The sequence below is a fragment of the Aquamicrobium soli genome, assembly GCF_042646345.1.
GTDB classification, from domain to species: Bacteria; Pseudomonadota; Alphaproteobacteria; order Rhizobiales; family Rhizobiaceae; genus Mesorhizobium; species Mesorhizobium soli_A.
Genome location: NZ_JBHRTK010000034.1, coordinates 87,986 through 110,033 on the forward strand (window position 1 = coordinate 87,986; position 22,048 = coordinate 110,033).

Below are 22,048 nucleotides of genomic sequence, written 5' to 3' on the forward strand. Positions count from 1 at the left end.
CATGGCCGCACCGAAGCTGAACATCGTTCCTTTCGTCAGCGTCGATTCGATGATGAAACTGGTACTGGCGGTGGGGATCGAGCGATTCCTGACCGAGCTCGCCGGCTACGTCGAGGAGGATTTCCGGCGCTGGGAAGCCTTCGACAAGACGCCGCGCGTCGCCTCGCACAGCCATGACGGCGTCATCGAACTGATGCCGACCTCGGACGGCACGCTCTACGGCTTCAAATATGTCAACGGCCACCCCAAGAACATGAGGCAGGGGCTGCAGACGGTGACCGCCTTCGGCATGCTGGCCGATGTCGGTTCCGGCTATCCGATGCTGCTGACCGAAATGACCATCCTGACCGCGCTGCGCACGGCGGCGACCTCCGTGGTGGCGGCAAAATACCTGGCGCCGAGGGGCGCGCGCACCATGGCGCTGATCGGCAACGGCGCGCAGTCGGAGTTCCAGGCGACCGCCTTCAAGGCGCTGCTCGGGATCGAGCGCATCCGGCTCTACGACATCGACCGCTCCGCCTCGGAAAAGGTCGTGCGCAACCTCGCCGGCCTCGGGCTGGAAACGACCATCTGCGCGTCCGCCGAGCAGGCTGTGGAGGGCGCCGAGATCATCACCACGGTGACGGCGGACAAGCAGTACGCCACCATCCTCACCGACAACATGGTTGGGGCGGGCGTGCACATCAACGCGGTGGGCGGCGACTGTCCCGGCAAGACCGAACTGCACCGGGATATCCTGCTACGCTCCGACATCTTCGTGGAGTATCCGCCGCAGACGCGCATCGAGGGCGAGATCCAGCAGCTCGCGCCGGACCATCCGGTGACGGAGCTGTGGCAGGTGATGACCGGCAAGGCCGAGGGCCGGCGAGGGCCCAAGCAGATCACGCTGTTCGATTCCGTCGGCTTCGCCACCGAGGATTTTTCGGCCCTGCGCTACGTTCGCGACAAGCTGGCCTCGACCGGTCTCTACGAGGAACTCGACCTGCTCGCCGATCCCGACGAGCCGCGCGACCTGTTCGGCATGCTGCTCAGGGCGGCGAAGTCCTGAAGGAGCTCACGTCGGCCCTCGTCGAGCACGGGCTGCATTACAAAATCTTCGCGAGGAAGCTTTTCGTCCGGTTGTGCTGCGGGTTCGAGAAAAGCTCCTTCGGCGGGCCTTCCTCCAGGATGAGGCCATCGTCCATGAAGATCACCCGGTGACCCACCTCGCGGGCAAACCCCATCTCGTGGGTGACGACCACCATCGTCATTCCCTCGACCGCGAGCGCCTTCATGACCTGAAGCACCTCGCCGACCATCTCCGGGTCGAGCGCGGAGGTCGGCTCGTCGAAGAGCATGACGGCCGGCTCCATGGCGAGCGCGCGGGCGATGGCCACGCGCTGCTGCTGGCCGCCGGAAAGCTCGTCCGGATAGCTCGCTTCCTTGCCGACGAGGCCGACCTTGGCGAGGAGCGTGCGCGCCACGTCGTCGGCCTGCCCGGCCGGGATTTTCTTCACCTTGCGCGGGCCGATGGTGATGTTTTCCAGGATGGTCAGGTGCTTGAACAGGTTGAACTGCTGGAACACCATGCCGACATGCTGGCGCAGCTGGTGGATGTTGGTCCTCGGGTCGGTCAGTGTCATCCCGGCGATCTCGATCTCACCGCTGGTCGCCGTCTCCAGCCCGTTCAGGCAACGCAGGAAGGTGCTCTTGCCGCTGCCCGAAGGGCCGATGACGACGACGACCTCCTGTTCGTCCACACGGGTGGTGATCCCCTTGAGGATTTCGGTGGCGCCGAAGGATTTGTGCAGGTCTTTAACGTTTATCAACCTGAAGTCTCCTCTCCAGATAGGCCGAGAACTTCGACAGCGAGAAGATGAGGATGAAATAAAGCACCGCGATCAGCCCCCAGATCGCGAAAGACGCGAAGGTTTCGGCGATCACGATCTCGCCCTTGTAGACAAGTTCGGCGATGCCGACGGGGGCGAGCAGCGAGGTATCCTTGATCGTCTGGGCCGCCTGGTTGACCAGCGGCGGGATCATGCGCTTGAACGCCTGCGGCAGGACGATGTAGCGCATCGTCTGCAGGCCGTTCATGCCGATGCTCTGCGCGGCTTCCTTCTGCCCCCGGTCGACGCCCAGGATGCCGGCGCGGATGATCTCGGTGACGTAGGCGCCCTCGTTGAGGCTGAGTGTCAGCGCGGCCGCGAGGATCGGGTAGAGCAACTGACCGAACCATTGGTTGACCGGCAGGATGGCCGGCAGGCCCAGCACGATGAAGAAGAGCTGCACCAGGAGCGGCGTCGAGCGGAAGATCTCGACATAGGCGGTGGCGATCCAGCGCAGTGGCGCGAACCGCGAAAGCCGCATCAGCGCCGCGATCAGGCCGATGATCACCATCAGCACGATGGCGACGATCGAATACTGGATGGTCAGGCGAAGCCCGACCAGGATGACGGGTAGGTTTTGCCAGATGACGTCCATGAAGCCTGCCCCCGATTATCCTTCTCTCGCATCGATGGACGGGAAGGCGCGCCAGACCGCTTTCAGGCAGCACGCCTTTCCAGGGCCGATCAGCAGCCGGCCACGCGCTCAGTCCTTGACGGCGACGTCCGTCGGCTTGACCACGCCCTCGACGGCGCCGCTCAGATCGCCGCCGAAATATTTCTCGAACAGCTTCTTGTACTCGCCGTTCTCCTTGATCTTGGCGAGGCCGTCGTTGATCTTGGCGGCCAGCTCGGGCTTCTTCTTGCTGATGGCGACGCCGTAATACTCGCCCGTCAGCAGCGGCCCGACCGTCTTCACGCCCTTGTGCTTGGTCTTGAAGTCGATATTGACCGGATTGTCGAAGATGACGGCGTCGGCACCGCCGGTCATCAGCGCCTGGTAGGCGGCGTCGATGTTCTGGAACTGCTTGATATAATCGGCCGAGAACTGGTGCTCGGTGAGGTAATCGACCGAGGAGGTGGCCTTCTTGGTCGCGACCACATGGCCTTTCAGGTCGTCGAAGCCCTTGATGTCGGAGTCCTCCTTGACCAGGATCGAAAGGCCGGACTTGTAGTAGGCATCGCTGAAGTCGACGTTCTGCAGCCGGCTGGTCTTGATCGTGATGCCGGCCACCGCCGCGTCGATCGAACCGGCCTGCAGGCTGGGGATGATGCCGTTGAACGGCAGCGTTTTCAGGCTGACGGTCATGTCCTCAGCCTTGGCGATCGCCTGGATCATGTCGATATCGAAGCCGGTGACCTCACCGTTCGTCTCGGACTCGAAGGGCGGGAAGGTGGTGTCGGCGCCGACGACGAGATTGGTGCCGCCCGCCGCCATCGCCGGGAGCGGTGCTGCGAAGGAAAGCATGAGCCCGCAGGCAAGGGATGCGCCCAGCGCGATAAGCGATTTGTTCTTCACGATTAACTCCTTTCGGCGGGCATTCATCGGTTGGATCACGATAGGAAGCAGCGTGGCGTGTCGTTCAACCCACCCCTGGCCCGTGCGGAAATATCTGGAGCGGCCGGTTCCAGCGTCAAGTTCACGCGAAAGGCCTCACGAAATCGGCAAGGATCCCGGACGCGCAGGGCAGGGCCGTCGAACTATGCGTGGAAGATGCGTGTCAGCCGAGGAGGTTTCGCAAGGTGCGCATGAAGATCCTCGAGCCGATCGGGATCAGGTCGTCGGGAAAGTCATAGTCCGGATTATGCAGGGCGGGGTGTCCTTCCCCGGCGCCGAGAAAGAACATCGCCGACGGCGCGCCATGGCCGAAAATGCCGAAATCCTCCGAAGCCCGCATCGGCAGGCCGTCTTCGCCGTGCGCGATTCCTTCGTCGTCGAGAGCTTGCCGCAGGTGCCCGACCGCTTCCGGCGCGTTGACGCTGGCGACGAAGATCTCGTGATAGTCGTGGCGGACGGAAAGGCCATGCCGGCTGCCGATGTCGGCGGCCAGCGCTTCGACGGCGGCGCACAGTTCCGCCATGTGTTCGTCGCGGCGGGTGCGCAGCGTCGCCCAGACCTCGGCGTAGCCCGGCGCGATGCCGAACACGGCCTCGCCCATCGCGGCATGGGTAACGGTCACCATGGCGAACGCGTCGTCGGCGAAGGTTCCGCGGCCGAGCGCCGGCAGCGCCGGCATGATCCGGCTGACGGCCGGCATCGGCGAGACGCCGGTTTCCGGCATCGAGGAATGAGCCGTCTTGCCCTCCAGCATGATGCGGATGCCGCGCGAGGCGCAATTGACCACGCCGGCTCTGAGCCGGACCTCGCCGAACGGGACGCCGGGCAGGTTATGCAGCGAAAAGGCGAAATCGGGCGCGATCTCCTTGAAGCGGGGATCGGCGACGACGCCGGCCGCGCCATTGCCGGTTTCTTCCGCCGGCTGGAACATCAGCACGACGCGGCCGCGCGCCGGCCTCTGCCGCCCCAACTGGCGGCCCAGCGCCGCCAGGATCGCCGTGTGCCCGTCATGGCCGCACATATGCGATTTGCCGGGCACCAGAGAGGCATGCGCGACCTCCGTGAGTTCCTGGATGGGTAGCGCGTCGAGTTCCGAGCGGAACAACACCGTCGGGCCGGCCACCTCGCTGTCGTAGACCATCGCCACGCCATGCCCGCCGAGCCTGGCCAGCACCCGGTCCGGGTTCGTGCCGGAAAGGAAATCAACGACTTCGCCGGCCGTCTTCGCCTCCTCGTTGGAAAGCTCAGGCTGCCGATGCAGCTTGCGCCGCCATGCCGTCAGTTCCACCAGGTCGCGATTGGTAAGGGTCAACGCTGCTCGCCTCCGCTTGACGCTGCCTTCCATAGCATGGCCGGCCGGCATGGCACATGATCGAAGCGGCAATTCCCTCGCCCTGCGAAACAGGCTAGGCTTTCGGCTGGAAGCCTGGATGCCGGCCGCAGGAGGCTGGAGAGAGTAGAACGATGGATATCCGCAATTTCACCGGGTTCGTGACCGCGGCCGAGCTGATGAACTTCACGCTGGCGGCGCGGCGGCTGAACATCACGCAGTCCGCCCTGTCGCGGCAGATCCGGACGCTCGAAGCCTATCTCGGGGTCGAGCTGTTCGAAAAGGCTGGGCGCAACGTCCGGCTGACGGCTGCCGGCCAGGCCCTGTTCGCCAAGGTCAACGACGTGCTGCAGGCGGATCGCAGCCTGCGCATGAGCGCGGAAGACCTCGGGCGCGGCGAAACCGGTGTCCTGAAGATCGGCGCCTGCTCGCAGCTTATCGAGCGCTACCTTCCCGGTTTCCTCAAATCCTGGAGCGAGCGGCATCCCGGCATCGACATCCGCATCGAGGACGGTGGCGGGCCCGAACTCGCCGACAAGCTGCGCGCCGGTACGGTGCACCTGACCGTCAGCGCCCGCCCGTCGACGCCCATCGACCTGTTCGAGACCCTGCTTCTGGACAAGCTGGGGTTCGTGGCGCTGGCCACCGGGGAGTTCCTTTCAAATTCCGGCGAGCCGGTCGAAATCGCCGAACTGCTGCGTTACCCCATCCTGACGCTGAACAGGCGCCACGCCTCGCGCGAGGTCTTCGACGCGGCCTGCAAGCTGGCCGGCGCGCTGCCGCTGATCAAGCTCGAAAGCTATTCGCCGCATACGCTGTTTTCCATGGCCGCCGCCGGCAACGGCGTCGCCATCGTGCCGTCCTCGGCCCGTTCCTTCCCGGACGGGCTGGTGCGCAAGCCCGTGACGCTGCGCGGCCAGCGGATCGAGTTTGACATCTGCGCCATGTGGAGCAACACCGCGCCGCTTCCCGTCTACGGCCAGCGCTTCGTGGAGGCGCTGCGCGCCTCCATCCAGGCGGAGAATGAAAGGGAGCGCATGCCGCCGCAGATCGTCCCCGCGCGCCGCCGGGTTGCCTGACAACCCATTCCAAATGCGCATCGGTATGAAGAATTATTATTCATTGGACCGATTGGTTTTGTGACGGCTACCTTCGCCTTTCCGCCGTAACCGGCGAAGATGACGCGCATCGGGGCTGCACGGTCAGTCGTTCATCCGCCGCCGCGATCCAGGGCACGACAGGACAACAGAACTTATGCGCGGTATCGGCTGGAGCAGCCTCAATCAGGAACGGATCGTCCTCGTCCTGGCCGTCCTGCTATTCGCGGTGGCCGCCATCGGCCTGCCGGGCTTTCTCGCGCCCGACAACCTGATCGCCATCGTGCGCTCGGTCTCGGTGCTCGGCATCCTCGCCTTCGGCATGGCCATCGTCATCATCGGCCGCGGCATCGACCTGTCGATGGTCGCCATCATGGCGATGTCGGTCGCCTGGTACCTGCAACTGCTCAACGGCGGCATGAGCGACGGGCTGGCCTTCCTGCTGGTGCTGGCCGCCGTCATCGGCATCGGCGTGCTCAACGGCGTGCTTGTCGCCTATGCCGACGTGCCGGCGATCTTCGTCACGCTGGCCAGCGGCTCCTTCGTCTTCGGCTATGTGCGCTCGCAGCTCATCACGCAGGATGCCGTCGCCGTTCCGCAGGGCCACTGGATCGAGATGTTCGGCGGGGTGCGCTATTTCGACATTCCGGTCGAGGTCTTCATCTTTGCCGGGCTCGCGGTGCTGACCTTCCTGTTCCTGCGCTTCACGAAATGGGGGCGCTTCGTCTATTACGAGGGCGACAACCCGATGGCGGCGCGCAACATCGGCATACCGGTGCGCCCCATGCAGGTGCTGCGCTATGTGCTGGCGGCGCTGATTTCCTTCATCGCTGGCCTGCTGACGGCCGCCAGCCTGCATTCGATCAACACGCGCATCGTCAATTCCAACCTGCTCTACGACATCGTGCTGGTTGCCGTCATCGGCGGCATCGGCCTGTCGGGCGGGCGCGGCGGCGTGCGCAACGTGCTGGTGGGCGCTGCCCTGATCGGCATCCTGCTCAACGCCATGACCATCGTCGATATCCCGACGCTCTACCAGAACCTGATCAAGGCGGCGATCCTGCTCGGCGCCATCATCATCGACGGCATTCTCAACCCCCGCGACGAGCAGACCGCGCAGCAGGGCGACATCTGAGAAATCTCAAACGGGCACAGGCATCAAACACAGGGGAAATGACAATGAAAATCCTGAAGACATTCATGACGGCGGCGGCCGCGCTCGGCATCTGCGCCTTTACCGCGAACAGCTTCGCCGAAGGCGTCGCGGAGGACCCGGGTCCGGCCGCTTACGCCAAGGCCATGAACGGCAAGCGCGTCATGCTGGTGCCGCTGGCCATGGGCTTCGACCTGGCGCAGGGCTGGTCGCACTACCTCAAGAAGGAGGTGGAAGCCTGGGGCGGCACCTTCGAGACGCGTGACCCGAACTGGAATCTCGACGCCGGCGCACAGGCGATCACCGACGCCATCTCCTCCGACACCCGGCCCGACGTCCTCATCATCCATTCGCCGGACCTCAACTCCTATTCCAAGCTGATGAAGAAGGCGCAGAAGGCCGGCACCTACATCATCCTGGTCGACAACCCGGCGAACTTCCCGGCCGACGCCTTCGTCGGCTCCGACTGGGACCGCCTCGGCCAGCTCGAAGCCGAAGCCGCCATCAAGGGCTGCGGCGCGAATTCCTCGAAGAAGATCGGGCTGGTGCAGGGCGATCAGGCCAACTCGTCGAGCCTCTACCAGTATGCCGGCATCATGAAGGTGATGGAGAAGAACCCCGACTTCCAGATCGTCGCCAAGCCGGACTCCAACTGGGACGCCACCACCTCGCGCAACGTCACCACGACGATGCTGCAGCAGCATCCCGACATCTGCGCCATCATCGACTTCTGGGACGGTGACGCCACCGGCGCTTCGGCCGCGATCCGCGACGCCAAGCTCGACGGCAAGGTGTTCCTGGTGACCACGGGCGGCGGCGAGAAGGCAGCCGACTGCGACAAGCTGGAAGACGGCACCTATGGCGCCGTGGTGATGACCGACCTCGCCCGCGAGACGGCCGACATCAACGCCATCATCAAGTTCCTGCTGCAGAGCGGCCAGCCGGCCGGCACCTCGCACACTTACATCTACACGCTGCTGCAGGCGACCACCAAGGCCGACCTGAAGCCGGACTCCTGCTGGGATCTCAAGGCGTTGCAGGCGGAAGCCGCCGCCGCGAAGTAAGCGTCGGCCGAATGCTACACATCGGGTGGCCGGCTTGCCGGCCACCTTCCATTCCGGAACCGTTAAAAGCAGCACCCGATGTCTTTTCGCGAACGCTGGCAGGCCTGGCGCTACAACCGCATCCCCAGCCACCTGATCGGCGAGATCCTGACCAAGCGCTGGACCGACAACGCCATCCCCTTCCTGGCGCTGGTGGTGACGCTGGCGATCTTCGGCACGTCCATTTCCGGCTTCTTCAAGCCGTCGGCGCTGCAGGCCTCGAGCCGCCAGCTCGGCGAGTTCTCCCTGGTCGTCACCGGCGTGACGGTGGTGATGCTGGGCGGCGGCATCGACCTTTCGGTGGGCGCGATCTTCGGCCTCGCCTGCTTCTCGGCCGTCTTCGTCTTCTTCATCATGGAGCAGTCGATCTGGCTGGCGCTGGCCGCTTCCATCGCCACCGGCCTCGTTTTCGGCGCCGTCAACGGCTATCTGGTCGGCTACCTGAAGCTCAGGGCCTTCCTCACCACGCTGGTGACGCTGATCTTCGGTCGCGCGCTGTTCGACATCCTGGTCACCGCCTATGCCGCGCAAGTGCAACTGTCGGACGCGGAATCGCCGATCCTCGACTATATCGGCGACGGCACCTTCTTCGGGCTGGCGGTCTCAGTCTGGCTCGCCATCGTCTTCGCCGTCGTGACCCATATCGCGCTGACCCGCTCGCGGCCGGGCTGGCATGTGCTGGCGGTCGGCGGCTCGCGCCGCTCGGCGCATAATGCCGGCATCCGCGTCGGCAGCACCGTCTTCTTTACCTATGTGTTTTCCGGCCTGTGCTCCGCCCTCGGCGGCTTTCTCGTCGCCTGCCGGCTTTCCGGGGCCGGGCCGGGCACCGGCCAGAACCTCGAGATCATGGCGCTGACGGCGGCGGTCGTCGGCGGCGTCAGCCTCGGCGGCGGGCGCGGGTCGATCGTCAAGGGCATCATGGGCGCCATCATCGTTCTGGTGATGACCAACGGCCTGATCCGCCTCGGCTACGGCACCGGCACCACGCAAATGGTGCTCGGCCTGATGCTGGCCGCCGCCGTCACCATCGACATCCGCTGGCTGAAGAACCGCCACAAGGTGCTGAACGAGGTCTATGTCGCGCCGGTCTACCTGAAGATGGGCGAGGCGCAATCGGCCGAGCCGGACTCCGGCACGCCCTACCAACTCGACAACCGGCTGTCGGCGGCCCGGCATATCGGGCTCGGCGAACTGGAGGGGCCGGAAGACGTCATCCTCGACCGCGACGACCATCTGTACTGCGGCACGCGCCACGGCGAGATCGTGCGTTTCTTCGCCCCCGACTACAAGCGCTCCGAAGTGTTCGCCCATGTCGGCGGCTTCCCGCTGGGTCTCGCCTTCGACCGTGACGGCAACCTCATCTCCTGCGTCGGCGCCATGGGGCTCTATTCGATTTCGCCGGAGCGCAAGGTGACGAAACTCTCGGCCGAGACGGCGCGCTCGCTGACCTCGGTGGTGGACGACGCCCGCCTGCGCGACCCCAACGACTGCGACATCGCGCCGGACGGCCGCATCTACTTCACCGACTCGACCAAGCGCTACGACGCGCATGACTGGGCGCTGGATTCCATCGAGAACCGGCCGACCGGCCGCCTTCTGGTCTACGATCCGAAGGACGGCTCGACGAAAACGCTGCTCGACGGCTACCGCTACACCAACGGCGTATGCATGGCGCATGACGGCAAGTCGCTGTTCTTCGCTGAAAGCTGGGCCTGCCGCGTCCACCGCTACTGGCTGGAAGGGCCGAAGGCGGGCACCGCCGAATGCGTCATCAAGGACATGCCCGGCTACCCGGACAACATCAACCGCGCCTCGGACGGCGGCTACTGGATGGCCTGGCTCGGCATGCGCACGCCGAGCTTCGACCTGTCGCTGCGCCACCCCGGCATGCGCAAGCGCATGACGCGCCGCCTGCCGCAGGACGACTGGCTGTTTCCCAACATCAACACCGGCGGCGTCGTCAAGTTCGACGAGAGTGGGCGCATTCTCGACACGCTGGGCGACCTTTCCGGCGAGGCGCATCCGATGGTCACCTCGATGCGCGAGCACAGAGGCTACCTGTTTGTGGGCGGCATCCTCAACAACCGCATAGGCCGCTTCCGCATCGCCGGCGCCGACGAGAACTGGACCAGCCCGGCCTCCTATTGGGGAGGCGCGAAATGATCCTCGATCCCGTCCTCGACCTGTTCCGCGGCAAGGCCGTCACCATCCCGCCGTTCGACGGCGCGTTCCGGCCCAACACGCGGCTCGACGACGCCGATGCCGCCGCAACCCTTGCCGAGGCCGACAACCTCGCGCGCCTGCCGGACGGTCTCGTCGCCAGCAGCGGCAATGCGCTCTACCGGATCGAGGCCGGCAAGGAGCCAGTCCCGTTCAGAAGTTTCGGCGCACCGGTGGCGGCCGTCGACGTCTCGCCGTCGGGGGAACTGGCGGTCGCGACCGAAACCGGCGCGCTCCATGTCGGCGACAGGGAAGAAAAGCCCCATGCCGGGATCGGCTGCGTCACGGCGCTGGCCTATGGCCCCGACGGAGCGCTGTGGCTGGCCAACGGCTCGGCCGCTCACGCCCGTTCGCAATGGTCGCAGGACCTCATGCTGCACGGCTCGTCCGGGTCGGTGTGGAAACGGCCGGCGGGCGCCACGGCCTTCGAGCGCGTCGCCGACGGACTGGCCTTTCCCTATGGGCTGCTGCCGGTCGATGGCGGCGTCGTCGTTTCGGAAAGCTGGCGCCACCGGCTGCTTCGCATCGGCACGGGCGCGCCGGCCGAGCTGCTCGCCAAGCTGCCCGGCTATCCGGCGCGCCTGTCGCCGGCCCCTGGCGGTGGCGCATGGCTCTGCCTGTTTGCGCCGCGCAACCGGCTGATCGAATTCGTCCTGCAGGAGGAGCACTACCGGCTCGACATGCTGGCGACGGTGCCGCCGTCCTACTGGATCGCGCCGGCGTTCTCGTCCGGGCGCAGCTTTCTGGAGCCGCTCCAGTGCGGCGGCATCAGGACGATGGGCGTGCACAAGCCGTGGTCGCCGAGCCGGTCCTATGGCCTGGCGGTGCGGCTGGACGAAAAGATGCGGCCGCTGTTCAGCCTGCACAGCCGCGCCAATGGCACGCGCCACGGCGTATGCAGCGTTGTCGAGGAAGCGGGCAGGCTGTGGGTTGCTTCGCGCGGCGGCGATTGCGTTCTCGACATCGACCTCGCCGATCTCGCAAGGGAGGCGCGCTGAATGGAACCCTCCGTTTCCGATGTCATCATCCGGCTCGAAGGCGTCACCAAGGCCTATCGTGGCGCGCCTGCGGTGCGCAATGTCGACTTCGACCTGAGGCGCGGCGAAGTCCACGCGCTTCTGGGCGAGAACGGCGCCGGTAAGTCAACGCTTACGAAAATGATGGCGGGCGCGGTCGAGCCGACCTCGGGCCGCATCGTCCACCATGGCAACGAGGTGCGCTTCGCCTCGCCCAACGAGGCGCTTAACGCCGGCATCGCCATGGTGTTCCAGGAGACCAGCCTGGTGCCGTCGATGACGGTGGCGCAGAACCTCTATCTCGGTTCGGAAAAATTCCTCAACCGGTTGCGCGGCATCTATATTTCGGCCCAGCAGTTCCTGCAGTCGCTGAATTTTCCCGTCGATCCGGCCGCCATGGTCGAGACGCTGGGAGCGGCCAAGCGGCAGATGGTGGAGATCGCGCGCGCCGTCCACCACAACGCGGAAGTCATCATCTTCGACGAGCCGACCGCGACGCTGACGCCCGAGGAGAAGCGGCATTTCTTCGCGCTGGTGCGGCGGCTGAAGGCGGACGGCGTTTCCATCGTCTTCATCAGCCACGCGCTGGAGGAGGCGCTGCTGATTTCCGACCGCATCACCGTGCTGCGCGACGGCGAACTGGTGGCGAGCGGCCCGGCGGCCGATTTCGACCGCGCCTCGATCATCGCCGCGATGGTGGGGCGTACGCTTTCGGGCGAGCTTTACCAGAAGCGCGACGAGACGGCACTGCGCAAGCCGGGCAAGAAGATCCTGTCGGTGCAGGACGTGTCGATGAGCAAGATCGTGCGGAACAATTCGTTCTCGATCTTCGACGGCCAGATCACCGGCGTGTTCGGGCTGATCGGCTCCGGCCGCACCGAGACGTTCAAGATCGTCTCCGGCATCTACAAGCGCGACTTCCTGCGCGGCGGCACCATCGAACTCGACGGCGAGCCGGTCCGCTACCTGGTGCCGCGCGAGGCGGTGAAGGACGGCATCGTCTACATCACCGAGGACCGCAAGAGCGAAGGCTTCTTCGAAACCATGGGCATTGCCGAGAACCTGTTCGGCGGCCTTCTCGCCAGCGGGCGTGAAAAGTCGCGCATCGTCAGCATGAAGGAGATGCAGGCGCTGTCGGCCGAATGGACGAAACATCTCGGCGTGCGCGCCATCAACGACAATGCGCGCGTGGTAGAGCTGTCGGGCGGCAACCAGCAGAAGGTGGTGATCGGCAAGGGACTGGTGCAGCAGCCGCGCCTCGTCATCTTCGACGAGCCGACGCGCGGCGTCGATGTCGGCGCCATCGCCGAAATCCACCAGCTGATCCGCCAGCTTGCCGACGACGGCCTCGCTGTCGTCGTCATTTCCTCCTATCTGCCGGAGATCATGAACCTCTCCGACCGAATCCTCGTGTGCCGGCAGGGCCGCATCGTGGAGGAATTCTCGCCCGCCGAGGCGACCGAAGAAAAGATCATGTACGCCGCGGTGCACTGACCCCCGGCGCGTCCCGAGACCTGAAACGAAAGGAAAGAAGAATGAACGCCAAAAGCGCGACCTGGACCTATTATGACGGACGCTGGCAGGAAGGCGACGTGCGTATCCTGGGGGCGGCCTCCCACGCCACCTGGCTCGGCTCGCTGGTCTTCGACGGCGCACGGCTGTTCGAAGGCGTCGCGCCCGACCTCGACCTGCATGCGGCGCGCATCAACGATTCGGCGCGCGCGCTCGGCCTGGAGCCGACGCTGTCGGCCGGCGACATCGAGGCGCTGACCCGCGAGGGGCTGGAGAAGTTCAGCCCCGGCACCGACGTCTATATCCGGCCGATGTACTGGGCCGAGGAGAGCGATGCCGGCACCGTGCCGCCGCTGGCCTCCTCGACGGCTTTCGCGCTCTGCCTCGAGGCCATTCCGATGGCGGCCCCGACCGGCTTTACCGTGACCACGACCTCGTTTCGCCGCCCGACGCTCGAAGTGATGCCGGTCAACGCCAAGGCGGCCTGCCTCTACCCCAACAATGCGCGCATGATGCGCGAGGCCAAGGCCAAGGGCTTCCATAACGCGCTGGTCACCGACATGCTCGGCAACGTCGCCGAAACCGCCACCTCCAACGTGTTCATGGCGCGCGGCGGCGAGGTCTTCACGCCGGTTCCCAACGGCACCTTCCTCAACGGCATCACCCGCCAGCGGGTCATTTCGCTGCTGCGGCAGGCGGGCGTCACCGTCCACGAGACGACGCTGTCGATACAGGACTTCCGCGAGGCCGACGAGATCTTCTCCTCCGGCAACATGAGCAAGGTCGTGCCGATCACCGCCTTCGACGACAAGAAGCTGGAATTCGGGCCGCTCGCGAAGAAGGCGCGCGCGCTCTACTGGGAATGGGCACACGCCTGAGCAGGAAGGATCAACCATGGCAACCGTAAAACTGTGGACCGATGCCGAGGTCGAGGCCAACCCCGCGGTCAAGGCGGTGTTCGACGACATCCGCGCGACGCGCAAATCCGACTTCGTGAATAATTTCTGGCGCGGCATGGCCAACGATCCGGCGCATCTTGCCCGCGTATGGGGGCAATTGAAGGAGATCATGGGCGGGCCGGGCGCGCTAGACCCGCTGGTGCGCGAGATGATCTACATCGCCGTCTCGACGGCCAACAACTGCTCCTATTGCGTCCATTCGCATACAGCGGCGGCGCGCGCCAAGGGCATGAGCGACGCGCAGCATGCCGAACTGGTGGCCATCGTCGGGCTCGCCGCGCAGACCAACCATCTGGCGACCGCGCTGCAGATTCCGATCGACGAGGCCTTCGAGGTCAAGAGCTGAGGAACGATACGATGAGCAAGGGATTGGTAGCCTCCAAGCCGGGTGGCCCGGAGGTTCTGGTTTGGACGGATGTCGAGACGCCGGCGCCCGGCGCGGGCGAGGTGACGCTTCGGCACACCGCCGTCGGCGTCAATTTTCTCGACGTCTATTTCCGCAAGGGGGTCTATCCGTGGCCGGAAGCGACGATGATTCCGGGCGGTGAGGCGGCCGGCGTCGTCGAGGCGATCGGGGCAGGGGTGAGCGGCCTCGCCGTCGGCGACCGCGTCGCCTATGTGCTGAGGACCGGCGCCTATCGCGAGCGGCGCACGCTGGATGCCGCCCATCTGGTCAAGCTGCCCGATGCGATCGATGACGCGACGGCGGCAAGCATCATGCTGAAGGGGCTGACGGCCCAGTATCTCGTGACCTCGACCTATCCGGTCAAGGCCGGCGATACGGTGCTGGTGCATGCCGCGGCCGGCGGGGTAGGGCTGCTTCTCGGCCAATGGCTGAAGGCGATCGGCGCGACCGCCATCGGCACCGCCGGTTCCGCCGAAAAGGTCGAACTGGCCCGCAAGCACGGCTACAGCCACGTCATCAACTACCGCACCGAGGATTTCGTGGCGCGGGTCAAGGAGATTACCGGCGGGAGCGGCTGCGAGGTCGTCTACGACAGCGTCGGCCACGATACCTGGCGCGGCTCGCTGAAATGCCTGAAGCGCTTCGGCATGTTCGCCAATTTCGGCCAGTCGTCCGGCCTGATCCGCGACTTCGCGCTCTCCGATCTCGCCGCCGGCTCGCTCTCGGCCTGCCGGCCGACGCTGTTCGACTATATCGCGACGCGCGCCGAACTTGAGCGACGCTCGGCCGACCTGTTCGCGCGGCTGACCAGCGGCGAGGTGCGCGCCGATACGGTCGCACGGCGGCCGCTCCAGGAAGCGGCGGCGGTACATGCCGACCTGGAGGCACGCCGCACGGTCGGCGCGACGGTCCTCATCCCGTAGGGATAGGCCTGCAATCTGCCGCGGCGCTGGCAGGCGTCGCGGTTTGGGGCAGGGGCCTAGTCAGCCCCTTCCTCTACCTCCGTCAGCGGTGGCCGAAACCGCCGCCCGTTGGCGTGATGACGGTTACCGCCTCTCCGGCTTCCAAGAACACCTGGTCGCAACCGCCAAGGGTCTGCGTCGTGCCGTCGTTTCGGCGCACCAGCGTGCGCCCCACCTCGCCGGGCTCGCCGCCGTCGACGCCGAACGGCGGCACGCGACGATGGGACGACAGGATGGTGCATTCCATGGCCTGCCTGAAGCGGATGGTGCGGCTGGTGCCGTCGCCGGCGCTCCACCGGCCCTTTCCGCCGGAGCCGGCGCGGATGCGAAAATCCTCCAGCACGACGGGGAAGCGGGTTTCCAGTATCTCGGGATCGGTGAGACGCGAATTGGTCATGTGCACCTGCACCGCGGGGGTACCGTCGAATCCCGGACCTGCGGGAGAACCTGAGCAGATCGTCTCGTAGTATTGATAAACATCGTTTCCGAAGGTCAGGTTGTTCATGGTCCCCTGCGACGACCCAAGCGCGCCGAGCGCGCCGAACAGGCAGTTGGTGACGGCCTGGCTGACCTCGACATTGCCGGCAACGACGGCGGCGGGATAGCGCGGCTTCAGCATCGATCCGTCCGGAACGATGATCTCGACGGGCTCGAGGCATCCGGCGTTCATCGGGATGGTGTCGTCCACCATGACCCTGAACACGTAGAGCACCGCCGCGCGCGTAACCGGTTCCGGCGCATTGAAATTGTCCGGGCGTTGTTCGGAGGTTCCGGTGAAATCGACCGTGACCTTGCGGTTTTCCCGGTCGACGGAAATCTTCACCCTGATGCGGCAGCCCTGGTCCATCTCGTAGTCGAAGGCGCAGTCGTCGAGGCGGTCGAGAACCCGGCGCACGCTCTCGGCGGCGTTGTCCTGCACATGGCCCATATAGGCCTGCACCACCTCCAGCCCGAACTGCGAGATCATGTCGAGCAGGGCCGAGATGCCCATCGCGTTGGCCGCGATCTGCGCCTTGAGGTCGTTCACGTTCTGCACGACGTTGCGCACCGGGTACGGGCCGCCGGTCAGCACGGCCATCAGTTCCGGTTCGCAGAAGCGCCCCTGGTCGACCAGCTTGAAATTGTCGATATAGACGCCTTCCTCCTCGATGCGCGTGGCGCGCGGCGACATCGAGCCCGGCGCGACGCCGCCGACATCGGCATGGTGGCCGCGGCTCGCCACCCAGAACAGGATGTTTTCACCCGCCTCGTCGAAGACGGGGCTGCACACGGTGATGTCGGGAAGGTGGGTGCCGCCGTTATAAGGTGCGTTCAGCACGAATACGTCGCCCGGGCGGATGGTCTCGTTCTGCTGGATGACGGTCTCGACGGAACGGTCCATCGAGCCCAGATGCACGGGCACGTGCGGCGCGTTGGCGACCAGCCGGCCATGACGGTCGAACACGGCGCAGGAGAAATCGAGGCGCTCCTTGATGTTGACCGAATAGGCGGTGTTCTGCAGCGTCGTGCCCATCTGCTCGGCGATCGACATGAACAGGTTGTTGAAGATCTCCAGCATGATCGGGTCGACCTGGGTGCCGATCGCCACCCGCGACGGTAGCGGCACGAACCGCTCCAGCAGGAGATGGTCCTTCGGCGTCAGCGTGGCCTTCCAGCCGTCCTCCACCACGATGGTCTGGTTGGGCTCGATGATGATGGCCGGGCCGGCCAGGCTCTGCCCCGGCTCGATCGCTTCGCGACGGTAGACCTGCGTGTCGTGCCAGGCGCCGCCGGAGAACATGCGCGTCGAGCAGGCGGCTTCGGGCGCGCCGGCCGCCTCGTCCAGCGCGGCGGTCGAAACCGTGCGCGCGGCCCTGCCGATCGCTTCGACCGAAACCGCCTCGACGACGATCTCCTTGCTCTGGTCAATGAAGCCGAAGCGCCGGCGGTGGGCCTTCTCGAAGGCCGGCTTCAGGACGGCAAGGTCGAATGCCGGTTCTTTCCCTGCCTCAGCGACATAGGCTGGAATGTCCAGCGTGGTATCCGTGCCCTGGTAGCGGATATGGGCATGGACGTGGATCTCGATGGCGCTTTCAGCCACGCCCTGCCTGGCCACCTCGTCGTGGCATTGCCGGCCGAGATGAAGGCCGGCCTCCATGATCGCTTCGCGCGAGGCTTCCAGCGGCAGGTCTAGCGCGCTCTGGCGACCGGCGCGGATGTCGGCCAATCCCATGCCGTAGGCGGACAACAGGCCCGAGAAGGGATGGATCAGCACGCGCGTCATGCCGAGCGCGTCGGCGACCAGGCAGGCGTGCTGCCCGCCCGCGCCGCCGAAGCAGTTGAGCACATATCGCCTGACGTCATAGCCGCGCTGCACGGATATTTTCTTGATGGCGTTGGCCATGTTGGCCACCGCCACCTGCAGGAAGCCGTCGGCCACCTCCTCCGCGCTGCGGCCGTCGTCGATCTCGCGCGCGATTTCCGCGAAGGCGTCGCGGACGGCGTCCACATCGATGGGCTGGTCCTGCTGCGGGCCGAAGATGCTCGGGAAGAATTCCGGCATCAGCTTGCCCACCATCACATTGGCGTCGGTGACGGCCAGCGGCCCGTCCTGCCGGTAACATTTCGGGCCGGGATTGGCGCCGGCCGAATCCGGGCCGGCCCGAAAGCGGGCACCGTCGAAATGCAGGATGGAACCGCCGCCGGCGGCGACGGTGTGGATGAGCATCATCGGCGCGCGCATCCGCACGCCGGCGACCTCCGTTTCGAACTCGCGCTCGAAGGCGCCGGCGAAGTGGGTCACGTCGGTGGAGGTGCCGCCCATGTCGAAGCCGATGACGTGGTCGAAGCCGGCCTGGAGGGCGGTTTCCGCCATGCCGACGACGCCGCCGGCAGGGCCGGAAAGGATGGCGTCCTTGCCGCGGAAAAGCTCCGCCGCCGTCAATCCGCCGGCCGAGGTCATGAACATCAGCCGTGCGCCGGTGCGCGCCGGTTCCAGTTCCCGCTCGACCCGCCCGACGTAGCGCTTGAGGATCGGGGACAGATAGGCGTCGACGACGGTCGTGTCGCCCCGGCCGACGAGCTTGATGAGGGGGCTGACCTCATGGGAGACCGACACCTGCGGGAAGCCGGCTTCGCGGGCGATCTCCGCCGCCTGCCGCTCGTGGTCGGGATAGCGGAAAGCGTGCATGAAGACGATCGCGACCGCCTCGAAGCCTTCGGCGCGGGCCTTCGCGAGGTCCGCGCTCAGGGCGGCCTTGTCTAGCGGCAGTTCGACCGTGCCGTCGGCGAGAACCCGCTCGGCGACCTCGATCACCTTGCCGTACAGTTCCTCCGGCTTGGCGATCGCCTTGGCGAAGATGTCGGGGCGCGCCTGGTAGCCGATGCGCAGGGCATCGCGAAAACCGCGGGTCGTGACCAGAAGCGTGCGCTCGCCCTTCCGTTCGAGCAGGGCGTTGGTCGCGACCGTGGTGCCCATGCGGACGTCGCCGATGATGCCGGCCGGGATCGGCTCGTTCCGGGCTAGTCCGAGATGGTCGCGAATGCCCTGGACGGCGGCATCCGAATAGGCGAGCGGGTTATCCGACAGCAGCTTGCGCGCCGCAAACGTTCCCTCGGGCGTGCGGGCCACCACGTCGGTGAAGGTGCCGCCCCGGTCGATCCAGAAATCCCACGTACCCACGGATGCCTCGCTCAGAAAGCCGTAACTTGTATTTTATACATAAATCGTCGATAAATCATCGGTAACATATCGCAACGGGATTGAAAGGCCCTCGATGAAATTTGGCGGCGATGCAGAAGGAAGCAAGGCGGCGCAGGCCGACGCTCCGGCCCGGCGCTCGCGCCCGGTCGTGTCGTCGGAACATCTCGCCGCCGGAGGCTCGCCGGCCCTGTCCGAAATCGAATATGGGTTGATCGTCGCCCACCATGCGTTTTCGCGCTGGATGAGCCGGGGCATGGCGGCGGCCGGCGTTTCCGGCATGCAGCCGACGGAGGTGATGATCCTGCACACCGTGCGCCATCGCGACCGGCCCAAGCGCTTCGCCGACATCTGCCTGGTTCTCGGCATGGAGGACATGCACGTCGTCACCTATGCCGTGCGCAAGCTGGAGCGGGCGGGCCTTGTCGAGGTCGGCCGGCAGGGCAAGGAAAAGCTGGTCAGCGCGACCAGGGCCGGGGTGGAGGTGTGCGCCCGCTACGCGGAACTGCGCGAGCAGCTTCTGGTAACCGGGACCACCTCGGCGGGATACGAGGAACAAAATCTCTCCGAGATCGCCGCGGTGCTCCGCGCGTTGTCGGGATACTACGATCAGGCTGCCCGGTCGGCCGCCGCGCTGGCGTAGCAGAAACTGGCGGCCTTGCCGCCGTCCTGGAGACGACCATGAAAATTCCCGAACTCGCTTTCACCACGACCGACTGGTCGACGCTGCCCGTAACCGAGCATGCGGGCGACACCGGCGTGGCCTATTGGCGGACGCTGACGATCGGCGATATCCGCGTTCGCGTTGTGGAGTACAGCCCGGGCTATCTCGCCGATCACTGGTGCGACCGCGGCCATATTCTCTATGTGCTGGAAGGTGAACTCGAAACGGAACTCAGGGACGGAAGGCGCTTCACGCTCAAGGCGGGCATGAGCTATCAGGTTTCCGACCATGGCGACGCGGCCCACCGGTCCTCCACCAGGGACGGCGCCAGGCTATTCATCGTCGACTGAGGGACTATGCGCCGACAACGTCCTCTTGCGTTCCGGCGGGCATCCGGCGCATGGTGCCGGCCATGAAGTCCGCAGACTGTACCACCTGAATCCGCTTCCGCGCCTTGGCGCGAGAAGCCGTAGCGCCGGCCGATTCAATCGGCCGGTCGTAGGTGCTTGCGCATCCTTTACAGGCAAGCCGTCGCCGCGAACGCGGCCATCATTCAGTGGGTACTTTCATGAGCAATTATTTCGACAGCCCGTTCAAGGGCATCACCCTCGACCGTCAGGTCACCAATCCCAACATCGTCGTCGGGCGCTACAGCTACTATTCAGGCTACTATCACGGCCACGGCTTCGACGACTGCGCCCGTTTCCTGCTTCCGGACGCCGGCGCGGATAAACTCATCATCGGCAGCTTCTGCTCGATCGGGTCGGGCGCGGCCTTCATCATGGCCGGCAACCAGGGTCATAGGAACGACTGGATCAGCACTTTCCCGTTCTTCTTCATGTCGGAAGTGCCGGCCTTCGCGGGCGCCGAGAACGGATATCGGCCGGCAGGCGATACCGTCATCGGCAACGACGTCTGGATCGGCTCGGAAGCGATCGTCATGCCCGGCGTAAAGATCGGCGACGGCGCGGTGATCGGCACGCGCGCGCTGGTGACTCGTGACGTGGAGCCTTACGCCATCGTCGGAGGCAACCCCGCCAAGGTCATCCGCAAGCGCTTCGGCGAAGCCGATATCGCCAGGCTGCTCGAACTGAAATGGTGGGACTGGCCGGAAGACCGGCTCCGGGAGGCAATGCCGATCCTTACCAGTGGCGACATAGCGGCCCTTCACGCCTATTGGGAAGAAAGCGTCAAGGCGGAGGCCGACCGTCGCTGACGCCTGCTGCTGCCGGTTAAGGGCCTTCCGCGCGGTCTCTTCCCTTCGAAGGGATCGCGCGGGGGCATCGGGCCGGCCTAAGGCTGCGGCTTGGCGCCCGTGACCGGCGACTTCATGAAAATGGCGAACAGTTCCCTCTGGGAAGAGATCCGCATCTTGGCATAGATGTTCTTGCGGTGGATGCGGACGGTTCCTGCCGAAATGCCGAGGAGATTGGAGATCGATTCCGACGAATGCCCCTCGAGCACCGAGCCGACCACTTCCAGTTCGCGCGGTGTCAGCGCCGGCATGCCGCGCGTGCTCAGCGCCTCCTGGACGGTCCGCCGCAGCACTTCCTTCTCGTCCTCTGTAGGTTCGACGCCCACGAGGCGTTCGTCGGCCTTCCAGTGCATCTGCGCGATGCCCCTCAACAAGGGTTCGATGCAGCGCAGCGTCCGCAAATCATGCGCGGAAAAGGCGGGCTGGGTCGGCGCGCGCATCAGCGAGATGACGACGGTCCAGTCTCCGTTGCCGGGAACGAACAGCGCGATCTCGTCCACCGGGCCGGTCTGCACATAGTAGGAGCGATAGTACTCGCTCTTGTAGAACTGGTCCGGCGCCACCTCGGCGAGGCGATAGAGGCCGGATCGCGTTCCCGTGGCGGCGGCCTTGTAGAACGGGTCGAGCAGGTAGGGCCCGATACGATATTCGTCGACGTGGATCTCGTACTGCTTCGGCTGGAACGTATGATGCAGGCAGATGGGGACGTCCGGGCCGTTATAGGCAAAGGTGACCGTATAGTCGAACTGTACCAGACTGCGGATCGTCGCCGCCAACGCGTCCGGAAAACCCGGGTCGCCCACGAGTGACAGCAGATCGCTCAATGCGATATACCATTGCGGTTGCGAGAGAAGTTTCCTGCCCACGACGACCTGCGAATTCTTTTCCCTCACAGCCATCCCTATCCCAAAAGTAATATGCTCTCCAGCTTATGCTAAATGGGGAATATCCCATAAACGCAACGTATGTATAAGATTTTTCCTGATCGTGGGATATGCTCTGGACGTCGCACCGTATGACTGAAAGGGTAGTCCGAGGCATATATCGCTGAATACGAGGATTGGAGCCGGAAACCGCCGGCTGCCAAATTCAGCGTCAAATGCGCCTCGGCGAGGGAGACGCCGGAAAGCCTGGGGCCTTTCCGGCAACAAGGGAGGAGAATTTTTGGCAGGCCCATTCCGTGCCTGCACTTTGCCAGTCGAACGGTCCTGTCGAAATTAAGCCGTCGCACTTGCGCGGGCGAGAATTTCGGACCGCTCGAACGAGGCC

Annotated in this window: 19 protein-coding genes; 13 read left to right on the forward strand and 6 right to left on the reverse strand. The window is 65.3% G+C overall.

Annotation, left to right across the window (positions count from 1 at the left end; all coding sequences use genetic code 11):
- Position 1 precedes the first annotated feature (1 nt).
- A complete protein-coding gene (locus tag ACFOHJ_RS24000; protein WP_378225535.1) occupies positions 2-1,048 on the forward strand; it encodes an ornithine cyclodeaminase in 1,047 nt (348 codons plus the stop codon).
- 37 nt (positions 1,049-1,085) lie between these two features.
- On the opposite strand, the gene ACFOHJ_RS24005 is transcribed toward ACFOHJ_RS24000, so the two are convergent.
- The 4 genes from ACFOHJ_RS24005 to ACFOHJ_RS24020 all read right to left on the reverse strand — a co-directional run bounded on the left by ACFOHJ_RS24005 (position 1,086) and on the right by ACFOHJ_RS24020 (position 4,735).
- A complete protein-coding gene (locus ACFOHJ_RS24005; RefSeq protein WP_378225537.1) occupies positions 1,086-1,808 on the reverse strand; it encodes an amino acid ABC transporter ATP-binding protein in 723 nt (240 codons plus the stop codon).
- Positions 1,795-2,463, reverse strand: coding sequence for an amino acid ABC transporter permease (locus tag ACFOHJ_RS24010; RefSeq protein WP_378225538.1), 669 nt, complete (start codon positions 2,461-2,463; stop codon positions 1,795-1,797). Before ACFOHJ_RS24010 ends, ACFOHJ_RS24005 begins: the two co-directional genes overlap by 14 nt.
- A 108-nt stretch (positions 2,464-2,571) precedes the next feature.
- Positions 2,572-3,384: a transporter substrate-binding domain-containing protein gene (locus ACFOHJ_RS24015; RefSeq protein WP_378225540.1), complete on the reverse strand. Its 813-nt coding sequence runs from the start codon at positions 3,382-3,384 to the stop codon at positions 2,572-2,574.
- Between the two features lie 202 nt (positions 3,385-3,586).
- Positions 3,587-4,735, reverse strand: coding sequence for an amidohydrolase (locus ACFOHJ_RS24020; RefSeq protein ID WP_378225542.1), 1,149 nt, complete (start codon positions 4,733-4,735; stop codon positions 3,587-3,589).
- A 152-nt stretch (positions 4,736-4,887) separates the two neighbouring features.
- Here ACFOHJ_RS24020 and ACFOHJ_RS24025 point away from each other — a divergent pair, with 152 nt between their 5' ends.
- The 9 genes from ACFOHJ_RS24025 to ACFOHJ_RS24065 all read left to right on the forward strand — a co-directional run bounded on the left by ACFOHJ_RS24025 (position 4,888) and on the right by ACFOHJ_RS24065 (position 15,142).
- Positions 4,888-5,832, forward strand: a complete 945-nt coding sequence (locus tag ACFOHJ_RS24025; protein WP_378225544.1) for a LysR family transcriptional regulator — start codon at positions 4,888-4,890, stop codon at positions 5,830-5,832.
- Positions 5,833-6,007: 175 nt separating this feature from the next.
- Positions 6,008-6,985, forward strand: coding sequence for an ABC transporter permease (locus ACFOHJ_RS24030; RefSeq protein ID WP_378225546.1), 978 nt, complete (start codon positions 6,008-6,010; stop codon positions 6,983-6,985).
- A 44-nt stretch (positions 6,986-7,029) separates the two neighbouring features.
- A complete protein-coding gene (locus ACFOHJ_RS24035) occupies positions 7,030-8,067 on the forward strand; it encodes a sugar ABC transporter substrate-binding protein (protein ID WP_378225548.1) in 1,038 nt (345 codons plus the stop codon).
- A 78-nt stretch (positions 8,068-8,145) separates the two neighbouring features.
- On the forward strand, positions 8,146-10,269 hold the full coding sequence (locus ACFOHJ_RS24040; RefSeq protein ID WP_378225550.1) for an ABC transporter permease: 2,124 nt from the start codon (positions 8,146-8,148) through the stop codon (positions 10,267-10,269).
- Positions 10,266-11,324, forward strand: a complete 1,059-nt coding sequence (locus ACFOHJ_RS24045) for a hypothetical protein (RefSeq protein WP_378225552.1) — start codon at positions 10,266-10,268, stop codon at positions 11,322-11,324. The genes ACFOHJ_RS24040 and ACFOHJ_RS24045 overlap by 4 nt, the downstream gene beginning before the upstream one ends.
- Positions 11,325-12,836 carry a sugar ABC transporter ATP-binding protein gene (locus tag ACFOHJ_RS24050; RefSeq protein ID WP_378225554.1) on the forward strand — a complete coding sequence of 504 codons (1,512 nt, stop codon included), beginning with the start codon at positions 11,325-11,327 and terminating at the stop codon, positions 12,834-12,836.
- Positions 12,837-12,877: 41 nt separating this feature from the next.
- The gene (locus ACFOHJ_RS24055; RefSeq protein ID WP_378225556.1) at positions 12,878-13,732 is read left to right on the forward strand and encodes a branched-chain amino acid aminotransferase; all 855 of its coding nucleotides are present in this window, start codon (positions 12,878-12,880) and stop codon (positions 13,730-13,732) included.
- A gap of 16 nt (positions 13,733-13,748) precedes the next feature.
- Positions 13,749-14,159 (forward strand): carboxymuconolactone decarboxylase family protein, encoded by a 411-nt coding sequence (locus tag ACFOHJ_RS24060; RefSeq protein WP_378225558.1) that lies wholly within the window; start codon positions 13,749-13,751, stop codon positions 14,157-14,159.
- Between the two features lie 11 nt (positions 14,160-14,170).
- Positions 14,171-15,142, forward strand: a complete 972-nt coding sequence (locus ACFOHJ_RS24065) for a quinone oxidoreductase family protein (RefSeq protein WP_378225560.1) — start codon at positions 14,171-14,173, stop codon at positions 15,140-15,142.
- 82 nt (positions 15,143-15,224) lie between these two features.
- On the opposite strand, the gene ACFOHJ_RS24070 is transcribed toward ACFOHJ_RS24065, so the two are convergent.
- A complete protein-coding gene (locus ACFOHJ_RS24070) occupies positions 15,225-18,842 on the reverse strand; it encodes a hydantoinase B/oxoprolinase family protein (RefSeq protein WP_378225562.1) in 3,618 nt (1,205 codons plus the stop codon).
- 94 nt (positions 18,843-18,936) lie between these two features.
- On the opposite strand from ACFOHJ_RS24070, the gene ACFOHJ_RS24075 reads away from it, so the two are divergent.
- From ACFOHJ_RS24075 to catB, 3 genes are all read left to right on the forward strand, one after another.
- Positions 18,937-19,503, forward strand: coding sequence for a winged helix DNA-binding protein (locus ACFOHJ_RS24075; RefSeq protein ID WP_378225564.1), 567 nt, complete (start codon positions 18,937-18,939; stop codon positions 19,501-19,503).
- A gap of 38 nt (positions 19,504-19,541) precedes the next feature.
- Complete coding sequence (locus ACFOHJ_RS24080; protein WP_378225566.1) at positions 19,542-19,874, forward strand: DHCW motif cupin fold protein; 333 nt, start codon at positions 19,542-19,544, stop codon at positions 19,872-19,874.
- 218 nt (positions 19,875-20,092) lie between these two features.
- Complete coding sequence (catB, locus tag ACFOHJ_RS24085) at positions 20,093-20,740, forward strand: type B chloramphenicol O-acetyltransferase (RefSeq protein ID WP_378225568.1); 648 nt, start codon at positions 20,093-20,095, stop codon at positions 20,738-20,740.
- A 77-nt stretch (positions 20,741-20,817) separates the two neighbouring features.
- Here the strand turns inward: catB and ACFOHJ_RS24090 are convergent, their stop codons facing one another.
- Positions 20,818-21,678, reverse strand: coding sequence for a helix-turn-helix transcriptional regulator (locus ACFOHJ_RS24090; protein ID WP_378225569.1), 861 nt, complete (start codon positions 21,676-21,678; stop codon positions 20,818-20,820).
- Positions 21,679-22,048 lie beyond the last annotated feature (370 nt).